This is a genomic window from Colwellia sp. 20A7 (genome assembly GCF_009832865.1).
Taxonomy (GTDB): domain Bacteria; phylum Pseudomonadota; class Gammaproteobacteria; order Enterobacterales; family Alteromonadaceae; genus Colwellia.
The window spans coordinates 3201311-3222258 of the sequence record NZ_CP047130.1 but is presented as its reverse complement, the minus strand read 5'-3'; the positions used below and the strand labels follow the sequence as shown (position 1 = coordinate 3222258).

Here is a 20948-nt window from a genome sequence, read left to right as displayed (position 1 = left end):
GCGTGGAATTTACATTACTAACGATCATTTTAATAAATATTATTGTACTCTTTGGTAGCTTACTACAAGGTTTAATTGGTTATGGTGTGGGTATGTTTTGTGCTCCGTTACTGTTTTTAATAAGTCCTGGTTTAGTTCCTGCACCATTAATATTAATCTCAACTATTATTACGTTAATTATGATGTTCAGGGATAAAGGTCACTTGCAGTTTTCACAAGTGTCATGGGCAATAATAGGTGGTTTTTTTGGGATTGTCTTAGCGGGACTAATACTTAATGTTACATCAAAAGAACAATTTGAGTTAACGTTTGGTGTGTTGATACTTATTGCGGTATTCATATCTTTGTTAGGGTTAACGCCTAAAGTAAATAAAATAACAAATGTTATCGCAGGCTTTACTTCGGGTCTTATGGGTACCATTACTGCTGTTGGTGGCCCACCAATGGCATTACTTTACCAACATGGTGACATAAAAAATATCAAAGCTAATTTGACGGCTTTTTTCTTGTTTTTAAATATAGTCGCAATAATTACTTTGGCATCAATAGGGCAGATCACAGTGAACACCTTAATTACAGTGCTTACAACGGTACCGGGGATATTGATAGGCTTATATATATCTACAAAGGCTCATCATATTGTTAAACCTCATTTAATAAGACGTTGGATTTTAGCTCTTTCGGCAGTTACGGCAATCATCGCTATTATAAAATCATTTAATTAATAGGGTGTTTCTTGTTTGCACTGAAAACAAATAGAGCGGCTTTACTTTGGCGAGTAAAGTGCAAAATAGGTGTTATGTAAAGTTATCGCCTTAACTGCCGATAAATAGGTATGGTTGTCGTGTTATAGTGGAACTTGAATATATCTTTTAGGTCTTATTGATTTATATGATACTAATTTGGATAGTACTAGTTTAGGTATTATCAGTTTAGGTACTATCAGCTTAGGTCGATATTAGTTTAAATGAGTAATCGCTTAATTTTTCAATAAATAATATTGGAGGAATAATGGATATTTTTACTACCGTGTTAACGCGCGTTGTACCTGTTCCTATTAAACCGGCTAACTTAAAAGTAAAGGCGTTATTGAAGTCGGCTGATTTAGGCAAATTAAAAGAAGATTTAGATCATCTTGAAAATCATGATAATTATTTTGTTAAAAAAAATGCTGAAAAAGAATCATCAAATAAAAAACAAGATAATGAACAAAAAAATGAGAAAGATATTAAAGATGATTCAGAAGGAGCAGACGTAGAGCCTAGTGAATCTGAAAATAAATACCAAGATGAAAAGCAGCCAAATAATGCTAATGAAGTGATCACTGAATCTAAAGATGGCACCAAGCACTTAGATATTTATATTTAACTTTTCATATTTAGCATTTATTTTTTCGTGTAGATTAAATATTACCGCTAAATGTTTAGTCTTTAAGTTTAATAATAAAACAGTATAATTAACAACTCTGCCAATTATACTGTTTACACTCATCCTTCTAATGACACTAGTTGCTCAAGCATTTTCCCAAAATGGCGCTTTAGCCAAAGCGATTGACGGTTTTTCTCCTCGTCAAGCGCAAACAGATATGGCTTTAGAAGTCGCAAAGGCGATTGAAAAACAGTCATCACTTATTGTTGAGGCTGGAACAGGGACAGGTAAAACCTTTGCCTATTTAATTCCTGCTTTTCTTAGTGTTAATTCTTCTTCAAGTGGCGATGAACTCAACACTAAAATTATTGTATCAACGGGCACGAAAAACCTGCAAGAACAGTTGTTTCATAAAGATATTCCTTTAGTTAAGAAAGCGTTAGCTAGTAATGTTCAAGTCGCTTTATTAAAAGGCCGCTCTAACTATTTATGTCGTTATCGTTTAGCACAATATCAAGAAACACGAGGTCAGCTAGATGCTAACACGTTAAATGATTTAGTTAAGGTGAAAACATGGGCAAATGGCACACAAACAGGTGATATTGGTGAATTAATTAATGTCACCGAAGATTCAGGTGTATTCCCTTTTATTACCAGTACGTTAGATAATTGTTTAGCGAAAGATTGTCCTGACTATGAGCAGTGTTATTTAGTTAGAGCGAGACAGAAGGCTATTGATGCCGATTTAATTGTGGTTAATCATCATTTGTTCTTTGCCGATATGGCACTTAAAGACACTGGCTTTGGTGAGTTAATTCCTAAGGCACAAGTAGTTATTTTTGATGAAGCCCATCAAATAGGTGATATTGCGAGTGATTACTTTGGCGAATCATTCTCTACGCGCCAGCTTGTTGATTTATGCACTGATGTATCACAAATTTATCGCAGTAAATTAACCGATGTGAAGCAGTTGGGATTAGCGGCAGATAAATTAGAAAAAACCTGCCAAGAATTTAGGCTGTTATTTAATTACGACCCTGAGCGTGGTAATTGGCGAGAAAAATATCAGTTACAATCTTTTATACAAAAATTTGAACGACTAAAAGTTGATTTGGACTTTTTATATCAAGTAATAAAGTTATGTGTTTCACGCAATGAAGCTATTGATAATTGCTTTGACCGTGCCGTTAATTTGTTATCGCAATATGATGTTATGGCTAATGTTGATATCAATGGCATGAGCTTTTGGTATGAAACTACGCCGCGACATGTGGTACTTCATTTAACGCCGCTAAGTGTTGCAGATAAATTTAGTATTTATGTTAAAGAGTCTGGAGCTGGCTGGATATTTACGTCGGCAACATTAGCTGTTGATAATAGTTTTGAGCATTTTGCTAAACATTTAGGGTTGCATGGCGCTAGTCAGTTATTATTAGAAAGTCCGTTTAATTATCAGCAGCAATCGCAATTAATTGTACCGCGCTACTTACCCGAAGCAAATGACAAAAACCGTGCTCAACATTTAGCTGAATTAGCTAAACCGTTAATTATTGCAAGTAAAGGTGCTTGTTTTATGCTGTTTACTAGTTATCGAGTTATGAACCAAGTTGCTGAGCTTTTAGCTGATGATATTGATAACCCTTTATTAGTTCAGGGGCAAATGGCAAAACGAATTTTATTAGAACAATTTGTAGAAAACGATAACGCAGTATTACTTGCCACAGCGAGCTTTTGGGAAGGTATTGATGTACGCGGTGATAAACTCACTTGTGTTATTATTGATAAATTACCCTTTGCTTCGCCTGACGACCCTTTACTACAAGCGCGTTGCGAAGATGTTAGACGTCAAGGCGGAGATGCATTTGCGCAAATACAGTTACCACAAGCTGTTATTGCGCTAAAGCAGGGGGTTGGTCGACTTATTCGTGATGTAAGTGACCGTGGTATTATGGTGATTTGTGATAACCGCTTAGTTAATCGACCTTATGGGCAAACTTTTTTAAAGAGTTTACCCGAAATGAAGCGAAGTCGAGATTTAACCAAAGCAATAGCCTTTCTTGAAGGTATTAATTAGAAATTTAAAAGGTAAGAGAATAGTGAATTATTTAGCCATTGATGCTTCAACGGAAGCTTGCTCAGTTGCTTTACAAGTAGATGATAAACTTTATAGCTGTTATGAGTTATGCCCACAATCCCATAGTTTACAATTATTACCTATGGTAGATAAATTACTCAAAGAAGCAGGGATAACAATATCACAATGTGATGGCTTAATTTTTGGTCGTGGTCCTGGTAGTTTTACTGGTGTACGCATTGGCGTTGGGGTTGCGCAGGGCTTGGCTTTCTCTGCGGATCTACCTGTTATTGGTGTGTCAAGTTTACAAGCTATGGCACAATTAGCTTTTATGAAGTATCAACAAACTAAAGTGATATCCGCTATTGATGCCCGTATGGGCGAAGTTTATAACGGATACTTTGCAGTTGATGAAAATAATATAATGCAAGAACAAGTGCTTGCGGATAAAAAATGCGAAGCTGTCACAGCTCCAGGAAGAGTTCATGAGCGTTTAGCTAATATTGTTACTGAACCTATTTATGGTGTTGGTACCGGTTGGGATGCTTATAAGGAAGAATTAACCGCATTGAAAAGTAATGAGGGCACACCTGATGTGCTATTTCCTAGTGCAGAAGCAATGCTTGTTATTGGTAAAGTTTCACTTGAACGAGGCGAGGGCGTAAATGCTGAAGATGCTCAGCCTGTCTATGTTCGTGATACTGTATCTTGGAAAAAATTACCAGGAAAGTAAAAGTTATCATTTATAAGTGTTTAATAATAAACATTTATAAATAAGGATAGATGAATAAATTGCCTATGAATAAATATTTTGTTAAATTATCTTTATGAATATACCTAATTCTGTTGGCCCTACTTCTGCGTATGGGAAACTATCTACTGCTAATATTAGTGACAAACTCAATACACCGATTAAAGAGTCGGTGCATTCTGCTGATGCGAGTAAAGTAGAGCAGGAGCAATCATCAAATAAGCAAACGACACCTAATTTTGTTATTGATGAACAAGCTATTGCACTACTTAAAGAAAGCCAAACCGCACAATCATCACTGGCACAGAAAAATGATGATGAACATTCTTTTACTAATCAAGATCAATTTTCATCAAAAAATGAAACCGCTGTTGCAAGTTATCAGTCGGTAAGTAATTTAGCTAAACGAGAATCTGTACAAAAAATTTTTGGCGTTGACTTATTTGCCTAACAGCATTACTTAATTTGCTCTAGTTTAGCGACAAGCAAATACATTAACATATTTTCTATTTCACCCTTTTATAAGTCGAGCATCGATGTCTTCTCGTTCACCTAATAACAAGTTCAGTTCATCAAGCTTGTGGAATAAATACCATTTTTTCATTCTTCTCTTAGCGGCAATTGTTATTAAGCAATTACCGCTAGTTTCTATCCCATTTAACTGGCTAGAGAGTTACTTTCATGAAATTAGTCATGGAATAGCTGCAATGCTAACAGGTGGTAAAGTTCTTCGTATACAATTATTTACTAATGGCGCAGGGCTATGTACTACCCAAGGAGGCATTAGTTTTGTTATTAGTTTTGCTGGTTATGCAGGCGCAACGCTTTGGGGCTGGGGAATTTATAAGTTAGCAAGTGCGCATAAAAAAATAGCGCAAATTTTTTCTGTTTTAATATTTTTATTACTGCTTAGCTCTATTGTTTTTTGGGGACGAGATTTATTAACTTGGTTTATTTTAGGTGTGTTAGCCTTTTTATTTTTATTGACAATTAAGTTACATAAAACTCATTATCTTCAACGCTTAATGCAATTATTTGGACTATTAATTTTATTGAATAGCCTGTCTAGCCCATCATATCTTCTCGACGGTCGACATTTAGGAGATGGTGCAACCTTAGCGTCTATTACTTATATTCCTGAATTGATCTGGGTATTAATTTGGTTTTCAATCGCATTGCTTGCTTTATATTCCTTATATAAAACAGCAAAAAAATAAGGGAACTTTATGCTTGCAGTCAACGCTGTTAAAGAAGTCAACTATACACTTGAAACTATGTCTATACAGGGACTAGTGTGTGGTAAGGAAGAGAATGAAAATAATATCGTGCTTTGTTTGCATGGCTGGCTTGATAACGCCGCTAGTTTTTTGCCGCTCATGCCTTATCTTCAAGAAAAACTACCAGATAAACATATAGTTGCTATCGATTGGGCTGGCCATGGCAACTCAAGCCATAAAAGCGCTGATGCTCACTATCACTTTATCGATTGGACTTATGACTTATTACAGCTATTTGAAACCAATTCTTGGCAACAAATCGATATTGTCGCCCACTCAATGGGGGGGATGATAGCCAGTGCTTTTGCAGCCGCTTTTCCTGAAAAAGTTAAATCATTGACATTAATAGACTCTATTGGTTTTATTAGCTCAGAAGCTGATGAAACAACTAAACAGTTACGTAAAGGGATGTTAAGTAGGCTAAGGAGTAGTCAATTAAATACAAGAAAAGCCGATGCTAAGAAAAAAAAATATCATGAAAGTATTGGGTCAGCCGTTCAAGCGCGCGCTAATGTGTCTGATCTTAAATACGAAGATGCTAAACTAATCGTTGAACGTGGCATTATTAAAGAAGCAGAAGGTTATCGCTGGCGAAGTGATGTTCGCTTACGTAATACCTCTCCCTATCGACTAACACTTCAACAAGCACAGCAACTTATCCGTGATATAAAATGTCCAGTAAAACTAATTTATGGAAGTAATGGCTTAGATATGGTGAACTCAGGAATGAAAAACTTTGGTACTTTATTTGAGAATTTTTCGAGTGTAGAACTTATCGGTGGACATCATTTTCATATGGAGAAACCAGAGGAAACTGCTGAATTAATTAAGTGTTTTATAGTTAATTAGTCTTAATTTGTTAATAATTCAAACAAGTGTTTAAATTTAACTGGTAGTATCAGTTGAAATTTGATAAAACTGTTTGCTAATTAAAGCTTCAGTATTGATGAAGTGATATATACAAACAATAAGCTACACTATTAAGTAGTTGCTAAAAAATATATGAGGAAGATATTGTGGAAAAAATCTGGCTAGAAAAAAGTTATCCCCCTGGAGTCCCATTTGAAATAAATCCAGATAAATATCCTTCATTAGTGGCAATGTTTAATAAGTACACTACTCAATATAGTGATAAAGCTGCTTTCATTAATATGGGAGTAGAAATAACGTATGCAGAATTAGCAGAGCAAGCAACTGCTTTTGCTGCTTATTTACAAAAAGATCTCGGACTAGTTAAGGGCGATAAATTTGCCATTATGGTACCGAATACTTTGCAATATCCTATTGCCTTATTTGGGGCACTTCTAGCGGGTTTAACCGTTGTTAATGTTAATCCTTTATACACAGCGCGTGAATTAGAGCATCAACTTAAAGATTCTGACTCTAAAGCTATGTTAATTATTGAGAATTTTTCCCACACGCTTGAAAATATCATTGATAAAACGCCTGTTAAGCATATCATTATGACATCACTAGGTGACCGTCTTGGTTTTGTAAAAGGTAAAGTTGTTAATGCTGTTGTAAAGTATGTTAAAAAAATGGTGCCAGCATTTAATTTACCTGATGCTGTACCTTTTAATAGCACCTTAACTAAAGGACGAAAATTAGATTTTACCCCTATAGAGTTATGCGGTGATGATTTGGCTTTTTTGCAATATACCGGTGGAACAACTGGTTTATCAAAAGGTGCAATGTTAACGCATCGGAATATGGTTGCTAATTTAGAGCAGGCTAAAGCTGCAATAAAACCGCTGCTTGAAGAAGGAAAAGAATTAGTTGTAACCGCTTTACCGCTTTACCATATTTTTGCATTAACAGCTAATTGCTTAACTTTTATTACCTTAGGTGGTACTAATCTACTTATTACAAATCCACGTGATATGCCAGCGTTTATTAAAGAGTTAGGGAAGTACCCATTCTCTGCTATAACTGGCGTTAATACATTATTTAATGGCTTATTAAATACACCAGGCTTTAAAGATATAGACTTTTCAACCCTTAAAATGTCTTTGGGTGGCGGTATGGCAGTTCAAAGGCCAGTTGCTGAGCGCTGGGAAAAAGTCACAGGGTCTCGGTTATTGGAAGGTTATGGTTTAACAGAGTGCGCGCCGATGGTGTCTTTAAGTCCTTATAACCAAGAACATTATAATGGAACTATTGGCTTGCCTGCACCATCAACCGATATTAAAATTATGTTGGATGATGGTTGTGAAGCTGCGCTCGGAGAAGCCGGTGAAATGTGGGTAAAAGGGCCACAAGTCATGAAAGGGTATTACAACCGTGATGAAGCAACGGCAGAAATTTTAAAAGATGGTTGGTTAGCAACAGGTGATATTGCTTATATGGATGAGCACGGTTATTTCAAAATTGTTGATCGTAAGAAAGATATGATTATTGTTTCTGGTTTTAATGTATTCCCTAATGAAATTGAAGAAGTAGTTATGATGCTCGAGGGCGTTGCTGAAGCTGCTGCTATAGGAATACCTAATGAAGCTAGTGGGGAAATGGTAAAAATATTTGTTGTGGCCAAGCAAAAAGGTTTAGACGAGGCGACAATCATTAAGCATTGTCGTGAAAACTTAACGAACTATAAAGTACCTAAGCTAGTTGAATTTAGGGATGAATTACCTAAAACTAATGTTGGTAAAATATTAAGAAGAGAATTAAGGTAATTTGTAACGGGTTTGTTTTAAGGAAAGTATTCATAAGAATACTTTCCTATACAATAAACAGGCTTTAGCTATTCTATTGTGCTTTTATGGTTTTGCCATTCACAGCTATACTGTCATCAGACATCAAGTAAACATAAAGCGGCATTATATCAGTAGCGGTGGCTAATTTATCTTTATCTTCTGCTGGGTAAGCGCTGGTGCGCATACCTGTATTAGTCGCTCCAGGGTTAATTGCATTGGTGCGTAAAGTAGAATTTTCATATTCGTCAGCAATAACTTGCATCATACCTTCAGTCGCAAATTTAGATATGCTGTATGCTCCCCAGTAAGCGCGGCCTTGATTACCAACACCAGAAGAGGTAAATATTAACGAGGCATTTGGCGCTAACTGTAATGTTGGAATTAATGCTTGTGCTAACAGGTATTGAGCATTCACATTTACTTTCATAACATCGTTAAATATCTGTTCATGTATTTGAGTAAATGGTGTTAATTCTCCCAATATAGAGGCATTAAGCAACGCACCATCTAATCGACCAAATTGACTAGCAATTGTTGCTGACATATCAATATAGTTTTGCTTAGTTGCACCTTTTAAATCTAATGGGATAATCGCTGGTTCGGCTAAACCCAATGCTATTATTTCATCATAAACAGCTTCAAGTTTACTTACTGTTTTTCCAAGTAAAATAACTGTGGCGCCAAGTTTAGCGTAAGTTATTGCCGCCTCTTTGCCTATACCTGCGCCTGCGCCGGTGATGAGTATTATTTTATTTTCTAAACTTTTATCTATAATAGTATATTCAAACATTTCTTATCCGAGTTTAGGTATTAATGATTTTTCATTTGTATAATAAGCATTTTACTTAGATTTATTTCTAATAACGAGAAATAAATCAATTAAAATTGAAAAACAACTGGCACATTGTTATCGCTTGCGTTAAGTTTATTAACTGGTCTAATTAGTTAATTTGATGTTTACTGTGTAATCTGAAGTAAACGACTATAACAAATAGCATGCACTTATTAAAAAATAATAGAAATAAAATAAGCATAGGGGAGATAAAAATGAAAAAATTAGTTCTTAGTTTAGCTATAGTTAGCGCACTCGGTTTGAGTGGCTGTGATAGTGAAACCGTTGAAGACGTAAAACAAGATGCTGTTGAAAATGGTACGCCTATCGTTGCTCCTGCAAGGATTATATTTGACCCAGCGAGTGGTATTTTATCAGTACCTAATGATTTACTCTTTCAAGGTAGTCAAGATGGCTCATTAAATCTTCCTGTTAGTGACCCTACCGACTCATCGGATCCATTTTTTGCTTTAAGCGCTTTAGATGGCTGGTCTACAACAAACCCATTTGTACTTAATATTGACTTCCCTGAGGGGACATCACTTGATAGTAACTCTGCTTTTAGCTCTGCATCCGTAAAAATATATGAAACCTTAATGGGTGGTGACCCTGGTTGTGAAGAAGTTCCACGTGGTGCTGCTTGTACCGTTGTTGGTGAATTAACTTTTGGTGTTGATTTTATTAGCCAGGCATCAGGTAATAGTGTTGCCGTGATACCGTTGAAGCCTCTTAAAGCTAAAACAGGCTATGTATTGGCATTAACAAATAACCTACAAGATAATAATGGTAAAGCTATTTCAGGCTCAACAGCCTATGAATCAGTTCGTCAAGATATTACTACTCACCCATTAGCCAGTGATGCACAAAAAGGCTTACAAGGTGTAATTAATAGTTATGAAAATGCAATTGTAGCGGCAGGAGCTGATAAAGACTCACTTATCTATACAATGGCATTTACTACGCAATCGACTGTGGATGTACTTTCAACGGTTAAAGCGTTAAGCGCTAATAATGTTCCTGTGATGGTCGCTAATGCCATGCAAGGTATACCAACCATTGGTATGCAAGATACCGGCATGTCAGTTGCTGATATTTTAACAGGAAGAATACCTGAAACCTTAATACCGTTATATTCAGCTGCTAACTTTATGCAGGGTAGTATTACTTTACCTTATTATTTAGGTATCCCTTCAGCTGAAAACCCAATGGCACCTATTAATGATTGGTGGAAATCATTATGTGATTCTGGTGCTATGTTAGCAGGTCTTGCAGTTAGTAATCCTGACGCTATTCCTGCTGATGCGACGAGCGTATCTGACGGAACATGTATGGCTATTTCTCAAGCTCAGGGGCTAGCAGCGCCAGGGCTTCGTGATTTAGGCATTGATACCGAACGTAATCTAACTAAATATAGTCCAGTACCTAAAGCTAATGCAGATATGTCGCTTGTTGTACAAATGACAACGCCAGATGTAAATGTTGCTAATGCTGTTCGAGAAGGGTTAGGTTTACCGGCTAATTTAGTGGAGCCTGAAAGTGGCTGGCCAGTAGTAATATTACAGCATGGCATAACGTCTAAAAAAGAAGATATGCTAGCACTTACTGGTCTTCTTTCAGTTTATGGTTTTTCAACTGTAGCTATTGATCATCCATTACATGGTAGCCGAGGCTTTGATATAACAGGACCTGCAGGCACTCCTGATGGTGTAGATGATATTAATGCTTCAACGGTATCTGCTACACATTATATGAACTTAGCTAGCTTATTGACTACCCGCGATAACTTACGCCAATCAACGTCTGATTTAATGGGGTTACGATTAGGTTTGAATTTCTTAGGAGGGGCGGATACAGAAGGTAATTCAATTAACATTGATAGTTCCAATGTTCATTTCTTAGGTCATTCATTAGGCGCGATTACGGGTATGAACTTTATCGCATTAGCGAATAATTCTCTTGATCCGCAAGTTGATCCTTTATTCGCCGTTAAGACAAATAGTCTTGCGATGCCAGGTGTGATGGTGGCTAATTTCTTAATGGAGTCAGGAGCTTTTGGTGATGTTATTAAATCAAACTTAGCTTATGCTGCTTCAGAAGAATTCCAAGGCTATGTAGCACAAATTCACTTGAGTGAAACAACACCTACAGAAGCTGAATTGGTTGGCTATTTTAGAGCGTTTTATGCCTTACTTACGTCTGCACAACAAGCTGAATTAGGTGCAACCTTTACCCAATTTGCTTTTGCAGCACAAACGGTAACTGATGCTGGTGACCCTGCTAATTATGCGGCGATGATGGTAGCAACCAATACACCAACTCATTTAATTGAAGTTGTGGGTAATGGTAGTGATAATCTTAGTGACCAAGTAATTCCTAATACTGTGTCAACAGCACCGTTTGGTGGTACAGAAGGTGCTATTGCATTATTAGGCTTACCAGGTGTTTCGGAAACTACTCAGGATGCAGATTCGCCAATATCTGGCGCTGTACGTTACTTATTTGGTCATCATGGTTCGATCTTAGATCCAACGCCAGGATCAAGAGGTGAAGCGCCTGATGCTGTTATGACTAGCGCAGCAACAACAGAAATGCAAAGCCAAGTCGCTAATTTCTTCAGTAGTAACGGACATCTTATTTCAGTGCAAAATGATGCCGTTGTGAAATAGCTGATAATCCATATCAGGACGGGACATTAAATAATCAAAAGCCTTTAGTTATAAAACTAAAGGCTTTTTTTTTGCTTAAAACTAGCATGTATTTAGGTTAGCGAGCTATATGCTAAATAGTAATTAAAGTGCCTAGTTTGATAGTTATTTAACCTTAACTGCTCTGATGTTTTTATTTTTATTAATGTTAGTCTTAATGTGACAATAATAAATAATCGGGGATAGAAAATGATTAATAAAAACGGATGTTTCTTAGGTTTGGCTATACTCTTTGGTTTAACCGGCTGTGGAAGTGATAATGATAAAAATACGGAGCTGCCACAGCCGGTAGTTCCACCTGTAGAGTCTCCAAGCTTGGTTGCCTTTGATGAAGACGGAACACTGAGTGCCAATATACGACGTACTCGTTATGGCGTACCTCATATAACAGGTGATAATTTACAAAGTGTTGCTTTTGGCTCGGGCTACGCTTATGCGCAAGACAATGCTTGTATTCTGGCAGATCAAATACTTAAAGTACGTAGTGAGCGTTCTAAATATTTTGGTCCTGATAAGGTTTTAGGCTCAGGCGATTCAGGTAATATTATTTCTGATTTTGGTTACCATGCATTAGGTGTGATGAACTCAGCAAAAAAATTATACCCAAGTTTGTCAGAAAATACTCGTGCAACAATTGAAGGCTATGTCGCTGGTTATAATAAATATATCCAAGAAACGGGTATTGAAAACTTGGCACCTTTTTGTGCAGGTTCACCTTGGGTAAACGTTATTACGGCAGTAGATCTAACAGCTTATCTATTTGCTACTTCCCAATATGCGAGTGGTGCTAATTCTACATTTATGCAACTTGCTTTTTTAGCTAACCCAAGTAGTGCAACTGAATATTTACCTTATGTTGGTGCTCGTGCAAAAGGAGCTTCTGAGCAATCCCAAGTAGGTTATACAAACGACATTATTGCCAATGTTGCATCAATATCTTCTACATTTGGTGATACGAATATAGATTTAGGTGATTTAGGCTCTAATGGCTGGGGAATCGGTAAAGACAAAACAGAAAATGGCAAAGGTATACTTCTGGCTAATCCACATTTTCCACACACAGGACATTTACGATTCTATCAATCACATATTACTATTCCTGATGTTATGGATGTAATGGGCGGCGCTTTACAAGGTTTCCCAGTACAAAATATTGGTTTTAACCAAAACTTAGGTTGGACGCATACTGTTTCTAAGTCACGTCGATTTGTTGTTTATCAATTAAGTTTAGAAGATGAGAACAATCAGCAATACAATGTGGACGGTGAGAGTCGTGATATAGAGAAAAAAACTTACTATGTTGAAGTGGCAGCTGGCGGTGGGCAATCGGTTATTCTATCGAAAGATTATTATTATTCACATCACGGCTTAATTATTGAAACACCGCCCAGTAATGGTATGGAGTGGACAGCAAGTCATGCATTTACGTTACGTGATGCAGCTAAAGAAAATATCCATATGATTGATCACTGGTTAGCGATGAACTTAGCGACTAACCTTGACGAATTTCAACAAGCCTTTAAGGATTTTGATGGGATTCCTTGGGTAAATACTATGTATGCAGATGATCAGGGTAATGCTTTTTATATAGATAAATCCCGTGTATTAAATCTAAATGATACAGCTCTTGGTTTAATGAGGACAGATCCGGTATTAGTAGCAACACGTCAATCAGTTGGCTTTGATATTCTTCCAGGAAATACAGCTTTGTTTGAACCTAATAGATTAAATAACTATGAGCAAGCGCCTAAGCTGCTAAACACCGACTATGTTCAAAATTCAAATGATCCTTATTGGTTTACCAATCCAACAACGCCGTTGTCAGGGTTTTCAATTCTATATGGAGACGACTTTAGTCCTTTGTCGTTAAGAACGCGTATGGGCTTAAAAATGTTAGGAGATAGTTCAGGTGAAGATAACAAGTTTTCCGCACAAGAGGTTGAGGAAGCTTTATTAAATAATCGAACTTATTTAGCGGAAGCAGTGGTTGATGATTTAATTGCGCAATGCCAGGCACAAGGTAATACATTAGTTATGTTAGACAACGGTATTGCTGTTGATGTTTCTGCTGGTTGTTCTGTACTGGCTAATTGGGATAAACGCTTCAATAAAGAGAGCAGTGGAGCGCATTTGTTTAGAGAGTTTTCATTTAAATTTAATAGTGAAAATCAATTATCTGTTCCGTTTGATCCTGATTTAGCAAGCACAACACCGAATACCTTAGTTAATGACGGCTCTGCCTTAAAATCACTGGCTGGAGCAATTAAAAACGTGGAATCTTCAGGTTTAGCGTTGGATGCGATGATAGGTGATATTCAATTTACTGAGAAAACGATGGCAAGTGGCAGCGCTAGTGGTACTAAATTTCCATGGGCGGGGAGTATGCACCAGGAAGGTGGGTTTAATGTGTTTTCTTCGGCACAATCCGATGACACCTTAATGCCAATACACCAATACCCACCTGTTATTGATGTAGAAACCGCACAGCCGGTATCATCAGGTTTAACTACAGAAGGGTACCATATAAATTATGGTTCAAGCTGGATGTTTGTTGTTAACTTTACCGATAATGGACCAAGTGCTCGCGGGATACTTAGCTATTCTCAGTCATCAGATACTAACTCTGTGCATGTCGATGATCAAAATAGATTATACTCAGAAACTACTGCTTTAAGGCCGTTATTGTTTAGCGAGGAAGATATTAGTGCTAATATTATTAGTGAAATAAATATTAGTTCTAATTAGGCGTGCGATCTAACATATAAGCCCTTAGTAAAAACTAAGGGCTTTTTTTTGTTTTTTTTACCCCCATATAACACCTTGATTTGAAAATTTAAAATAGCGTTAAACGCTCAGGAGATAAGCTTGGAATTTTTATACGAATATGGATTGTTTTTAGCCAAAACAATAACTTTTGTCATTGCCGTTGTTGCTATTGTTGTCGTAGCTACAGCCTCAGCTATTAAGCATAAACATAAAAAAGGTGAGTTAGAAATCACTGACTTGTCTGAACAGTTTGAAGAAGTTGAACAAGAAATTGTTCATGCTTTATTAAATGACGAAGAGTTAAAACAGAAAGAAAAAAAGGATAAAAAATTAGCAAAAGAAAAAGCTAAGGCCGATAAAGTATTGGCTAAGAAAAAAGAAAAATCAGACGATGACATTGAAGTTAAAAGCAAATCAAAAGTGTTTGTGCTTGATTTTAAAGGGAGCATCGATGCTAAAGAAGTAAGCTCTCTTCGTGAAGAAGTTTCTGCTATTTTGTCTGTGGCTACAAAAGATGATGAAGTTTTTGTACGATTAGAAAGTGGTGGCGGTATGGTGCATGGTTATGGTTTAGCCTCATCACAATTGGATCGAATTCGTCAACATGAAATACCTTTAACAGTTTCTGTCGATAAAGTTGCTGCGTCAGGAGGCTATATGATGGCTTGTGTTGCAAACAACATAATTGCAGCACCTTTTGCTATTCTCGGCTCTATCGGAGTTATTGCTCAGTTACCTAACTTTAATAAGTTATTAAAGAAAAATGATATTGATTTTGAGCAATTCACTGCTGGCGAGTTTAAGCGTACTGTTACAATGTTTGGTGAAAACACCGAAAAAGGTAAAGAAAAATTTATTGAAGAGCTTGAAGAAACTCATGTGTTGTTTAAAGATTTTGTTAGCGCACACAGACCAAGTTTAGATTTAGCTAAAGTTGCAACGGGTGAACATTGGTTTGGTACAACAGCATTAGAGCTTGGCTTAGTTGATAGCATTCAAACAAGTGATGATTATTTACAAAAACTAAGTAAAAGTCATAAAGTTGTCGCAATTAAATATGAAGTTAAGAAAGGTTTAGCAGAGAAGTTTTCTAAAGCGGCGTCACTTTCTGTTGACGGTATATTAGGTAAGTTAATGCAGAAAAACCGTATATTTCCTGGTTAAAAATAAACGATAAACCTTAGAAAGGCTTTCTAAGGTTTATTTAACTTATGCTTACTTAAATTATGTTTACTTAAAATACGCTTATTTAAGTCATAGTATTAAGCTTTTAAAATACTCAGCTTAGTAACCTTCTATATATTATTTTTGTAAAAGCATATAGAAGGTCTTTACAGTTTGACAAGCTTATAACCTATTTCATCATGACTAAGACTTAATCTTTTAAATGATGAAAATCGATATCTTCAATCTTGCTTCCAGCCTTTTCATCTAAGTACATATCATTATCAAATTGTCCTTCCGATTTTGCGACAATAATACTTACCATGCTATCACCAGTGACATTAACCGCCGTTCTCGTCATATCTAATAGGCGATCAACACCAATAATTAAAGCAATGCCTTCAACCGGTAGACCGACTTGATCCAGCACCATAGCCAACATAATCAACCCTACACCAGGAACACCAGCAGTACCAATAGAGGCAAGCGTTGCTGTTAATACTACAGTTACATAATCAGCTAAGGTTAAATCTTGACTAAACACTTGTGCAATAAATACAGTAGCAACACCTTGCATAATTGCTGTTCCGTCCATATTAATGGTTGCTCCTAAAGGCACTGTAAATGAAGCAATTGAGTTCTTTACTCCCATTTTTTTTGTCGCTGTTTCTAGAGTAACTGGAATAGTGGCATTAGAACTTGCTGTAGAAAAAGCAAAAATAGAAGCATCACGCATTTTCTTTAAGAAAATAATCGGGTTTAAACCAGTCATTAGTTTTAGTATGACGGGGTAAGTAATGACTGCATGTCCAATTAATACAAACAATACAACTAAGAAATAAACGATTAAATTACCAAAGGTTTCAAGTGAAACGGTAGTAAATAACGTCGCCAATAATGCAAAGACACCGTAAGGCGCAAGGTTCATTAGTATCGCTACTAAGCGCATGATAACTTCGCTTAAGTCTTCAAATAAACTCGCTATTCGTTCACCAGCCTTACCAGATAAAGCAATGGCAATACCAAAAAGTAAGGCAAAAATGATAATTTGTAGCATTTTTCCTTGTGCAAACGCTTCAAATGGGTTGGTTGGAAACATTTGAATAATTACTTGAGCTAATGACGGCGCTTCTCGACTACTAAAGCTTGTATTAGCCGTCATACCTACGCCTTCACCTGGACCAACAATAATGGCAACGAAAATAGCAAAGCTTATCGCTATTGCTGTTGTTATTAGATATAAACCTATCGCCTTACCGCCTATTCTGCCGAGTTTTGTTGTATCTTGAAGTGAGCAAACACCGCACACAAGGGATACAAAAACTAATGGCACTACTAGCATACGTAAACTAGCCATAAATATTTGACCAATAATTTCAAGTACGCCATCAACAAGAAAATTCTGAAGTGATAACTCGAATAAATATAAGTTGAAAACTAAGTCGTCACCATTAGGCATTAGCCATTGTAAAAAAGAACCTAGGGCTATACCTGAAATCATGCCGATAACTATTCGGGTAGTTAAACTGCTTTTTTGGAGAGTTGTCATAGTGTGTAAATACATTATTAATATTATTAGCTTAATAGATTAACAATAAATAGAGGGATTAAAAACTGTTTTGCAAATTTAGCGTTTGGATTATTTGATTTTTCTCTTAACTTGCTTGAAGCTTAAGCTTTTTTGGAGAATTTAAGGGATTAAATTGTACTTTTTTGTTATTTATCAGTTAATATGATTTATGTAAATTAATCAAAAGACAATAGGAATACCTTTTATGGAGTTACTTCGACGCTTTAGTTTCACACTGTTATTAATGACGTTAACTACACTAGTTGCATGTGGTGGCGGTGGTGAGGGGTTTTCAGTAGGTGGTGAAGCAGTTGACACAACAGATCCTGATTCAACTACCGTCGCAGCTAGCAGCATTACATTATTAGCTAGCTCCCAACAACTTGCTTCAAGTGGAGCAGAAGTGATTCTTTTAACTGCTATAGCAAAAGATGCTGATAATAATTTACTTGAAGGTGTTAGTATCAATTTTAGCTCAACATCAGGAGATATCGGTTTTGTCATAGATGATGAAGGTAATAGTATCACTTCAGATGTCACTGGTACCGACGGTAAGGTTGTTAGAAACTTAGCTACAGAAACAGATAGTAAAAATCGTGTTATTTCGGTCAGTGTCAAAAGCGATAGTGTTAGTGATAATTTAGATATACTTGTTGTCGGTACTACAATCTCGCTGACAGGCTCTTCGGTTTTAGCCGTAGATGATGTTAATAACTACACGGTTAAGTTATTAGATTCTGATGGGAATGGTTTGGCGGGAGCTTTAGTTGACTTGTCATTATCTGGTATACCAACTGAGGTTGGAGGTAATGTTGCAAACATTACCTTACCGACTGGAGAAATCAGAACAGATGCTAATGGCCAAGTTCAATTAACAGTTGCCGGTACTAGCGAAGGTACAAATAGTCTTATTGCTAGCGCTTTTGGTGCTACCGTTGAAGAAGAGGTTAGTGTTCAAGCCGATACTTTTCTAATTACTGGCTTTTCTAACGGGAGTAATGCTATTGACCCGTCAGTTACCACAGTGCCAGATGTGCCATTATCAGAAACAGCAAGTATTACTTTAACTTGGTTAAGAGCAGGTGTTCCTGTTGATGGTACTGTAAGCTTTACTGCAACCCGAGGCTCTTTAGAAGAAGCTTCGGTTGTAACTGAAGCAGGTCAAGCAGTAGCAACATTAACATCCAACAATGCAGGTAAAGTAATATTAACTTTTATCGGTACAACGAATGACAATGGCAAAGTAATTGAATTACATAACCAACTCGAATTTGAATTTGTTGCTGATGAACCACATCGATTAATAGCACAAGCGTTTCCTATTTCAATTGGGCCTAATCAACAAACATCAACGATTTCTGTCATTGTTAGAGATTCGGTTGGTAATTTAGTTAAAAATCAAGCCGTTGATTTTGATTTGGATGATGTTACTAATGGTAGTATTTATCCTGCTTCTGCAGTAACTGATAGTAATGGTGGTGCTTCAACAGTTTATACTTCTAATAGTACTTCTGCCCATGATGGTATAACGATTAAAGCAAAAGTTAGAGGTGCGTCACCTGAAATTTCTGATGCGGTTAATATAACGGTTGCAGATCGTGAAGTATTTATTGCTTTAGGCACAGGTAATACTATTTTGCAGTCAGATATTAATACGTATAATAAGCAGTATTCCGTGTTTGTAACTGATATAGATTCAAATCCTATTCCAAATATTGACTTAACTGTTTCGGCCATTCCTAAAGAATACACCAAAGGCCTTTGGCAGAAAGAGCTTGATGAAAGTGGTGAGTTTATCTCTTACGTAGTCCAACCTTTTGCAACCTGTGCTAATGAAGATATTAATATAAATGGTATTTTAGATGATATTCTTTATGAGGAAGATATTAATGGTGATGGACAGTTAACGCCGGGCAATATTGTGAATGCTAAAGGTACTGTTACAACTGATGAACAAGGTCGAGCGTTAATTGATATAGAGTATGCCGAAGTTTATGGTGGCTGGGTTAAAATAGAATTAATTGTTTCTACGCGAGTTAAAGGTACAGAAAGCTTTGCTAATGCTCTTTTTAATTTAAGTGTTCTTTCTGAAGATGTACTCAACGAAAATGTACCTCCAGCGGCCTTTATCTTTCCCACTGGCCCTTTTGGTAGTTCAAGTTCATGTTCAGATGCAAATTAACGACTTAACATAAATAGTTATAGTTAAAGAAATGGCTCCATTAGGAGCCATTTTATGTTTGTTACTCAATAAAAAGTTAAAGATGCTAAATAGTAAGGCAATAAAAAATAATTATCTAAATTGGGAAAAAATATTTGCCTTCTGTAATCATTATTTAACCATTTTTTATTACGCCATCGCTTTCAATAAAAATGCAGAAATTTCACCTGCTACTTTTAATGTTTTTTCTTGACTAATAATCCCTAAGCCAGAGCTGTCTGTAAACGGTGCTATCTCCATCATATCTGCACCTGTTATAGGGTATTTCGCTGCAATGGCTTGCAATATTTGCATGGCCTCTTGTGGCATTAATCCGTCAGGCTCTGGCGTTCCAGTAGCTGAAGCATAACTGTCGTCAATAGCATCAATATCAAAACTAACATAAAGTTCATCAATATTTTGTTGTGCTAATTGGGCAAGAATATTACTAATAACTGTTTCTATACCTAAATCTTTAATTTCATGTGCCCAATGTTGTTTTACGCCAAAAGTGCTTTCCCAATGAGATTTAGGTTTACCACTTGAACGAATGCCCACTTGAATTAAATGTTCAGGTGCAGGTAAGTCATTTAAAATATGAGTACACCAAGATCCAAAACATAAATCGATACCTAAACGTTCTATTAATAAGTCTGTGTGTGCATCAAAGTGAATAATGCTGACACGCTTACCTTGTTGTTTTTTAGCTTGTAAATATGTTTTTGTTAAAGGATAGCTGACACTATGATCGCCTCCTAAACCAAAAATACCCTTTTCAGGAAATGTAGCATAAAAATCATGTAGAACGTCTTCAGTAATGCTTAAAGGGCTAACATAATAGTCACTCTGAACATTTTGATACAAAGCTTTACGACAATTAGCGATGGTGGCTTCGTTTAAATATTTATCTGAAAGCAAATGTGGAATAACACGAACATCTCCTAGATCAAAAGTGTTCAGCTCAGGGTAGTTTTCAAGCAATGTACTGCGAATAAATAAAGGGCCCCAATTAGCACCACGTAATATTCCACCGCCGCAATCTGATGCTACGCCTAAAATAACGGCGTTAGATGCATCAGAAAGCCCGTCTAACGAACTTTTCCATAAATCGTCAATACCGGTGGCTTGACCAAAGATTGTTTGGTGTAGCTGCTCTTTACGCTCTTTGGCCGTATTTACGGTAAAAACACCATTACCAGGGGGGCATAAACATTGTGTTAATTTATTTTTTAGTTGTTCGGATAATTGCGACATATTTATCTCTATAAGCGGTTTTAATTATTAAAAATTACAAGCTTAAATTAGTTTTTTAGAATTTAACCCTTATTTTTTCTGGCAAAGTCGATTATGATTGCGCACAAATGGGTATTAAGTAGTGTAATTAAGCTTGATGTTAATACTTGGTATGAGTCTTTGGTTATTATAGCCAAAAGCAGTCTTTAGTAATAGGCGAGTAAGTAAGCTCAAAAAATAAATACTTGTTAATTTGCATATTTATAGATATATGTATAAATAGGTATGCAACCCATATTTTTTAAATGAAACTAT

General features: G+C 36.3%; 15 protein-coding genes. 12 read left to right on the top strand and 3 right to left on the bottom strand.

The window, feature by feature from the left end:
- Positions 1 to 2: 2 nt before the first annotated feature.
- The 8 genes from GQS55_RS13820 to fadD all read left to right on the top strand — a co-directional run bounded on the left by GQS55_RS13820 (position 3) and on the right by fadD (position 8142).
- Positions 3 to 725 (top strand): sulfite exporter TauE/SafE family protein, encoded by a 723-nt coding sequence (locus GQS55_RS13820; protein WP_159821072.1) that lies wholly within the window; start codon positions 3 to 5, stop codon positions 723 to 725.
- Positions 726 to 1011: 286 nt separating this feature from the next.
- Complete coding sequence (locus GQS55_RS13815; protein WP_159821071.1) at positions 1012 to 1368, top strand: hypothetical protein; 357 nt, start codon at positions 1012 to 1014, stop codon at positions 1366 to 1368.
- A gap of 130 nt (positions 1369 to 1498) precedes the next feature.
- Entirely contained in the window at positions 1499 to 3442 is a 1944-nt protein-coding gene (locus GQS55_RS13810) for an ATP-dependent DNA helicase (RefSeq protein ID WP_159821070.1), read from the top strand.
- A 22-nt stretch (positions 3443 to 3464) separates the two neighbouring features.
- On the top strand, positions 3465 to 4175 hold the full coding sequence (gene tsaB, locus GQS55_RS13805) for a tRNA (adenosine(37)-N6)-threonylcarbamoyltransferase complex dimerization subunit type 1 TsaB (RefSeq protein WP_159821069.1): 711 nt from the start codon (positions 3465 to 3467) through the stop codon (positions 4173 to 4175).
- Between the two features lie 94 nt (positions 4176 to 4269).
- On the top strand, positions 4270 to 4644 hold the full coding sequence (locus GQS55_RS13800) for a hypothetical protein (protein ID WP_159821068.1): 375 nt from the start codon (positions 4270 to 4272) through the stop codon (positions 4642 to 4644).
- A gap of 85 nt (positions 4645 to 4729) precedes the next feature.
- Positions 4730 to 5410: a M50 family metallopeptidase gene (locus tag GQS55_RS13795; RefSeq protein ID WP_159821067.1), complete on the top strand. Its 681-nt coding sequence runs from the start codon at positions 4730 to 4732 to the stop codon at positions 5408 to 5410.
- Positions 5411 to 5419: 9 nt separating this feature from the next.
- A complete protein-coding gene (locus tag GQS55_RS13790) occupies positions 5420 to 6319 on the top strand; it encodes an alpha/beta fold hydrolase (RefSeq protein ID WP_159821066.1) in 900 nt (299 codons plus the stop codon).
- 167 nt (positions 6320 to 6486) lie between these two features.
- Positions 6487 to 8142, top strand: coding sequence for a long-chain-fatty-acid--CoA ligase FadD (gene fadD, locus GQS55_RS13785; RefSeq protein ID WP_159821065.1), 1656 nt, complete (start codon positions 6487 to 6489; stop codon positions 8140 to 8142).
- Between the two features lie 73 nt (positions 8143 to 8215).
- On the opposite strand, the gene GQS55_RS13780 is transcribed toward fadD, so the two are convergent.
- Positions 8216 to 8953, bottom strand: coding sequence for a YciK family oxidoreductase (locus GQS55_RS13780; protein WP_159821064.1), 738 nt, complete (start codon positions 8951 to 8953; stop codon positions 8216 to 8218).
- 257 nt (positions 8954 to 9210) lie between these two features.
- On the opposite strand from GQS55_RS13780, the gene GQS55_RS13775 reads away from it, so the two are divergent.
- The 3 genes from GQS55_RS13775 (at position 9211) to sohB (ending at position 15630) form a co-directional block, all read left to right on the top strand.
- Positions 9211 to 11661 (top strand): VolA/Pla-1 family phospholipase, encoded by a 2451-nt coding sequence (locus GQS55_RS13775; RefSeq protein ID WP_159821063.1) that lies wholly within the window; start codon positions 9211 to 9213, stop codon positions 11659 to 11661.
- A 228-nt stretch (positions 11662 to 11889) separates the two neighbouring features.
- Entirely contained in the window at positions 11890 to 14445 is a 2556-nt protein-coding gene (locus tag GQS55_RS13770) for an acylase (RefSeq protein WP_159821062.1), read from the top strand.
- A gap of 120 nt (positions 14446 to 14565) precedes the next feature.
- Positions 14566 to 15630 carry a protease SohB gene (gene sohB / locus GQS55_RS13765; RefSeq protein WP_159821061.1) on the top strand — a complete coding sequence of 355 codons (1065 nt, stop codon included), beginning with the start codon at positions 14566 to 14568 and terminating at the stop codon, positions 15628 to 15630.
- A 211-nt stretch (positions 15631 to 15841) separates the two neighbouring features.
- On the opposite strand, the gene GQS55_RS13760 is transcribed toward sohB, so the two are convergent.
- On the bottom strand, positions 15842 to 17179 hold the full coding sequence (locus tag GQS55_RS13760) for a dicarboxylate/amino acid:cation symporter (RefSeq protein ID WP_159821060.1): 1338 nt from the start codon (positions 17177 to 17179) through the stop codon (positions 15842 to 15844).
- Positions 17180 to 17405: 226 nt separating this feature from the next.
- Here GQS55_RS13760 and GQS55_RS13755 point away from each other — a divergent pair, with 226 nt between their 5' ends.
- A complete protein-coding gene (locus tag GQS55_RS13755; protein ID WP_159821059.1) occupies positions 17406 to 19382 on the top strand; it encodes an Ig-like domain-containing protein in 1977 nt (658 codons plus the stop codon).
- A gap of 168 nt (positions 19383 to 19550) precedes the next feature.
- Here the strand turns inward: GQS55_RS13755 and GQS55_RS13750 are convergent, their stop codons facing one another.
- Positions 19551 to 20654: an arginase family protein gene (locus tag GQS55_RS13750; RefSeq protein ID WP_159821058.1), complete on the bottom strand. Its 1104-nt coding sequence runs from the start codon at positions 20652 to 20654 to the stop codon at positions 19551 to 19553.
- Positions 20655 to 20948 lie beyond the last annotated feature (294 nt).

Coding starts and splice junctions, on each gene's coding strand:
- GQS55_RS13795 (WP_159821067.1), top strand. CDS start 4,730: ATGTCTTCTCGTTCACCTAATAACAAGTTCAGTTCATCAAGCTTGTGG.
- GQS55_RS13790 (WP_159821066.1), top strand. CDS start 5,420: ATGCTTGCAGTCAACGCTGTTAAAGAAGTCAACTATACACTTGAAACT.
- GQS55_RS13780 (WP_159821064.1), bottom strand. CDS start 8,953: ATGTTTGAATATACTATTATAGATAAAAGTTTAGAAAATAAAATAATA.
- GQS55_RS13750 (WP_159821058.1), bottom strand. CDS start 20,654: ATGTCGCAATTATCCGAACAACTAAAAAATAAATTAACACAATGTTTA.
- GQS55_RS13775 (WP_159821063.1), top strand. CDS start 9,211: ATGAAAAAATTAGTTCTTAGTTTAGCTATAGTTAGCGCACTCGGTTTG.
- GQS55_RS13755 (WP_159821059.1), top strand. CDS start 17,406: ATGGAGTTACTTCGACGCTTTAGTTTCACACTGTTATTAATGACGTTA.
- GQS55_RS13815 (WP_159821071.1), top strand. CDS start 1,012: ATGGATATTTTTACTACCGTGTTAACGCGCGTTGTACCTGTTCCTATT.
- GQS55_RS13770 (WP_159821062.1), top strand. CDS start 11,890: ATGATTAATAAAAACGGATGTTTCTTAGGTTTGGCTATACTCTTTGGT.
- GQS55_RS13760 (WP_159821060.1), bottom strand. CDS start 17,179: ATGACAACTCTCCAAAAAAGCAGTTTAACTACCCGAATAGTTATCGGC.
- GQS55_RS13800 (WP_159821068.1), top strand. CDS start 4,270: ATGAATATACCTAATTCTGTTGGCCCTACTTCTGCGTATGGGAAACTA.
- GQS55_RS13810 (WP_159821070.1), top strand. CDS start 1,499: ATGACACTAGTTGCTCAAGCATTTTCCCAAAATGGCGCTTTAGCCAAA.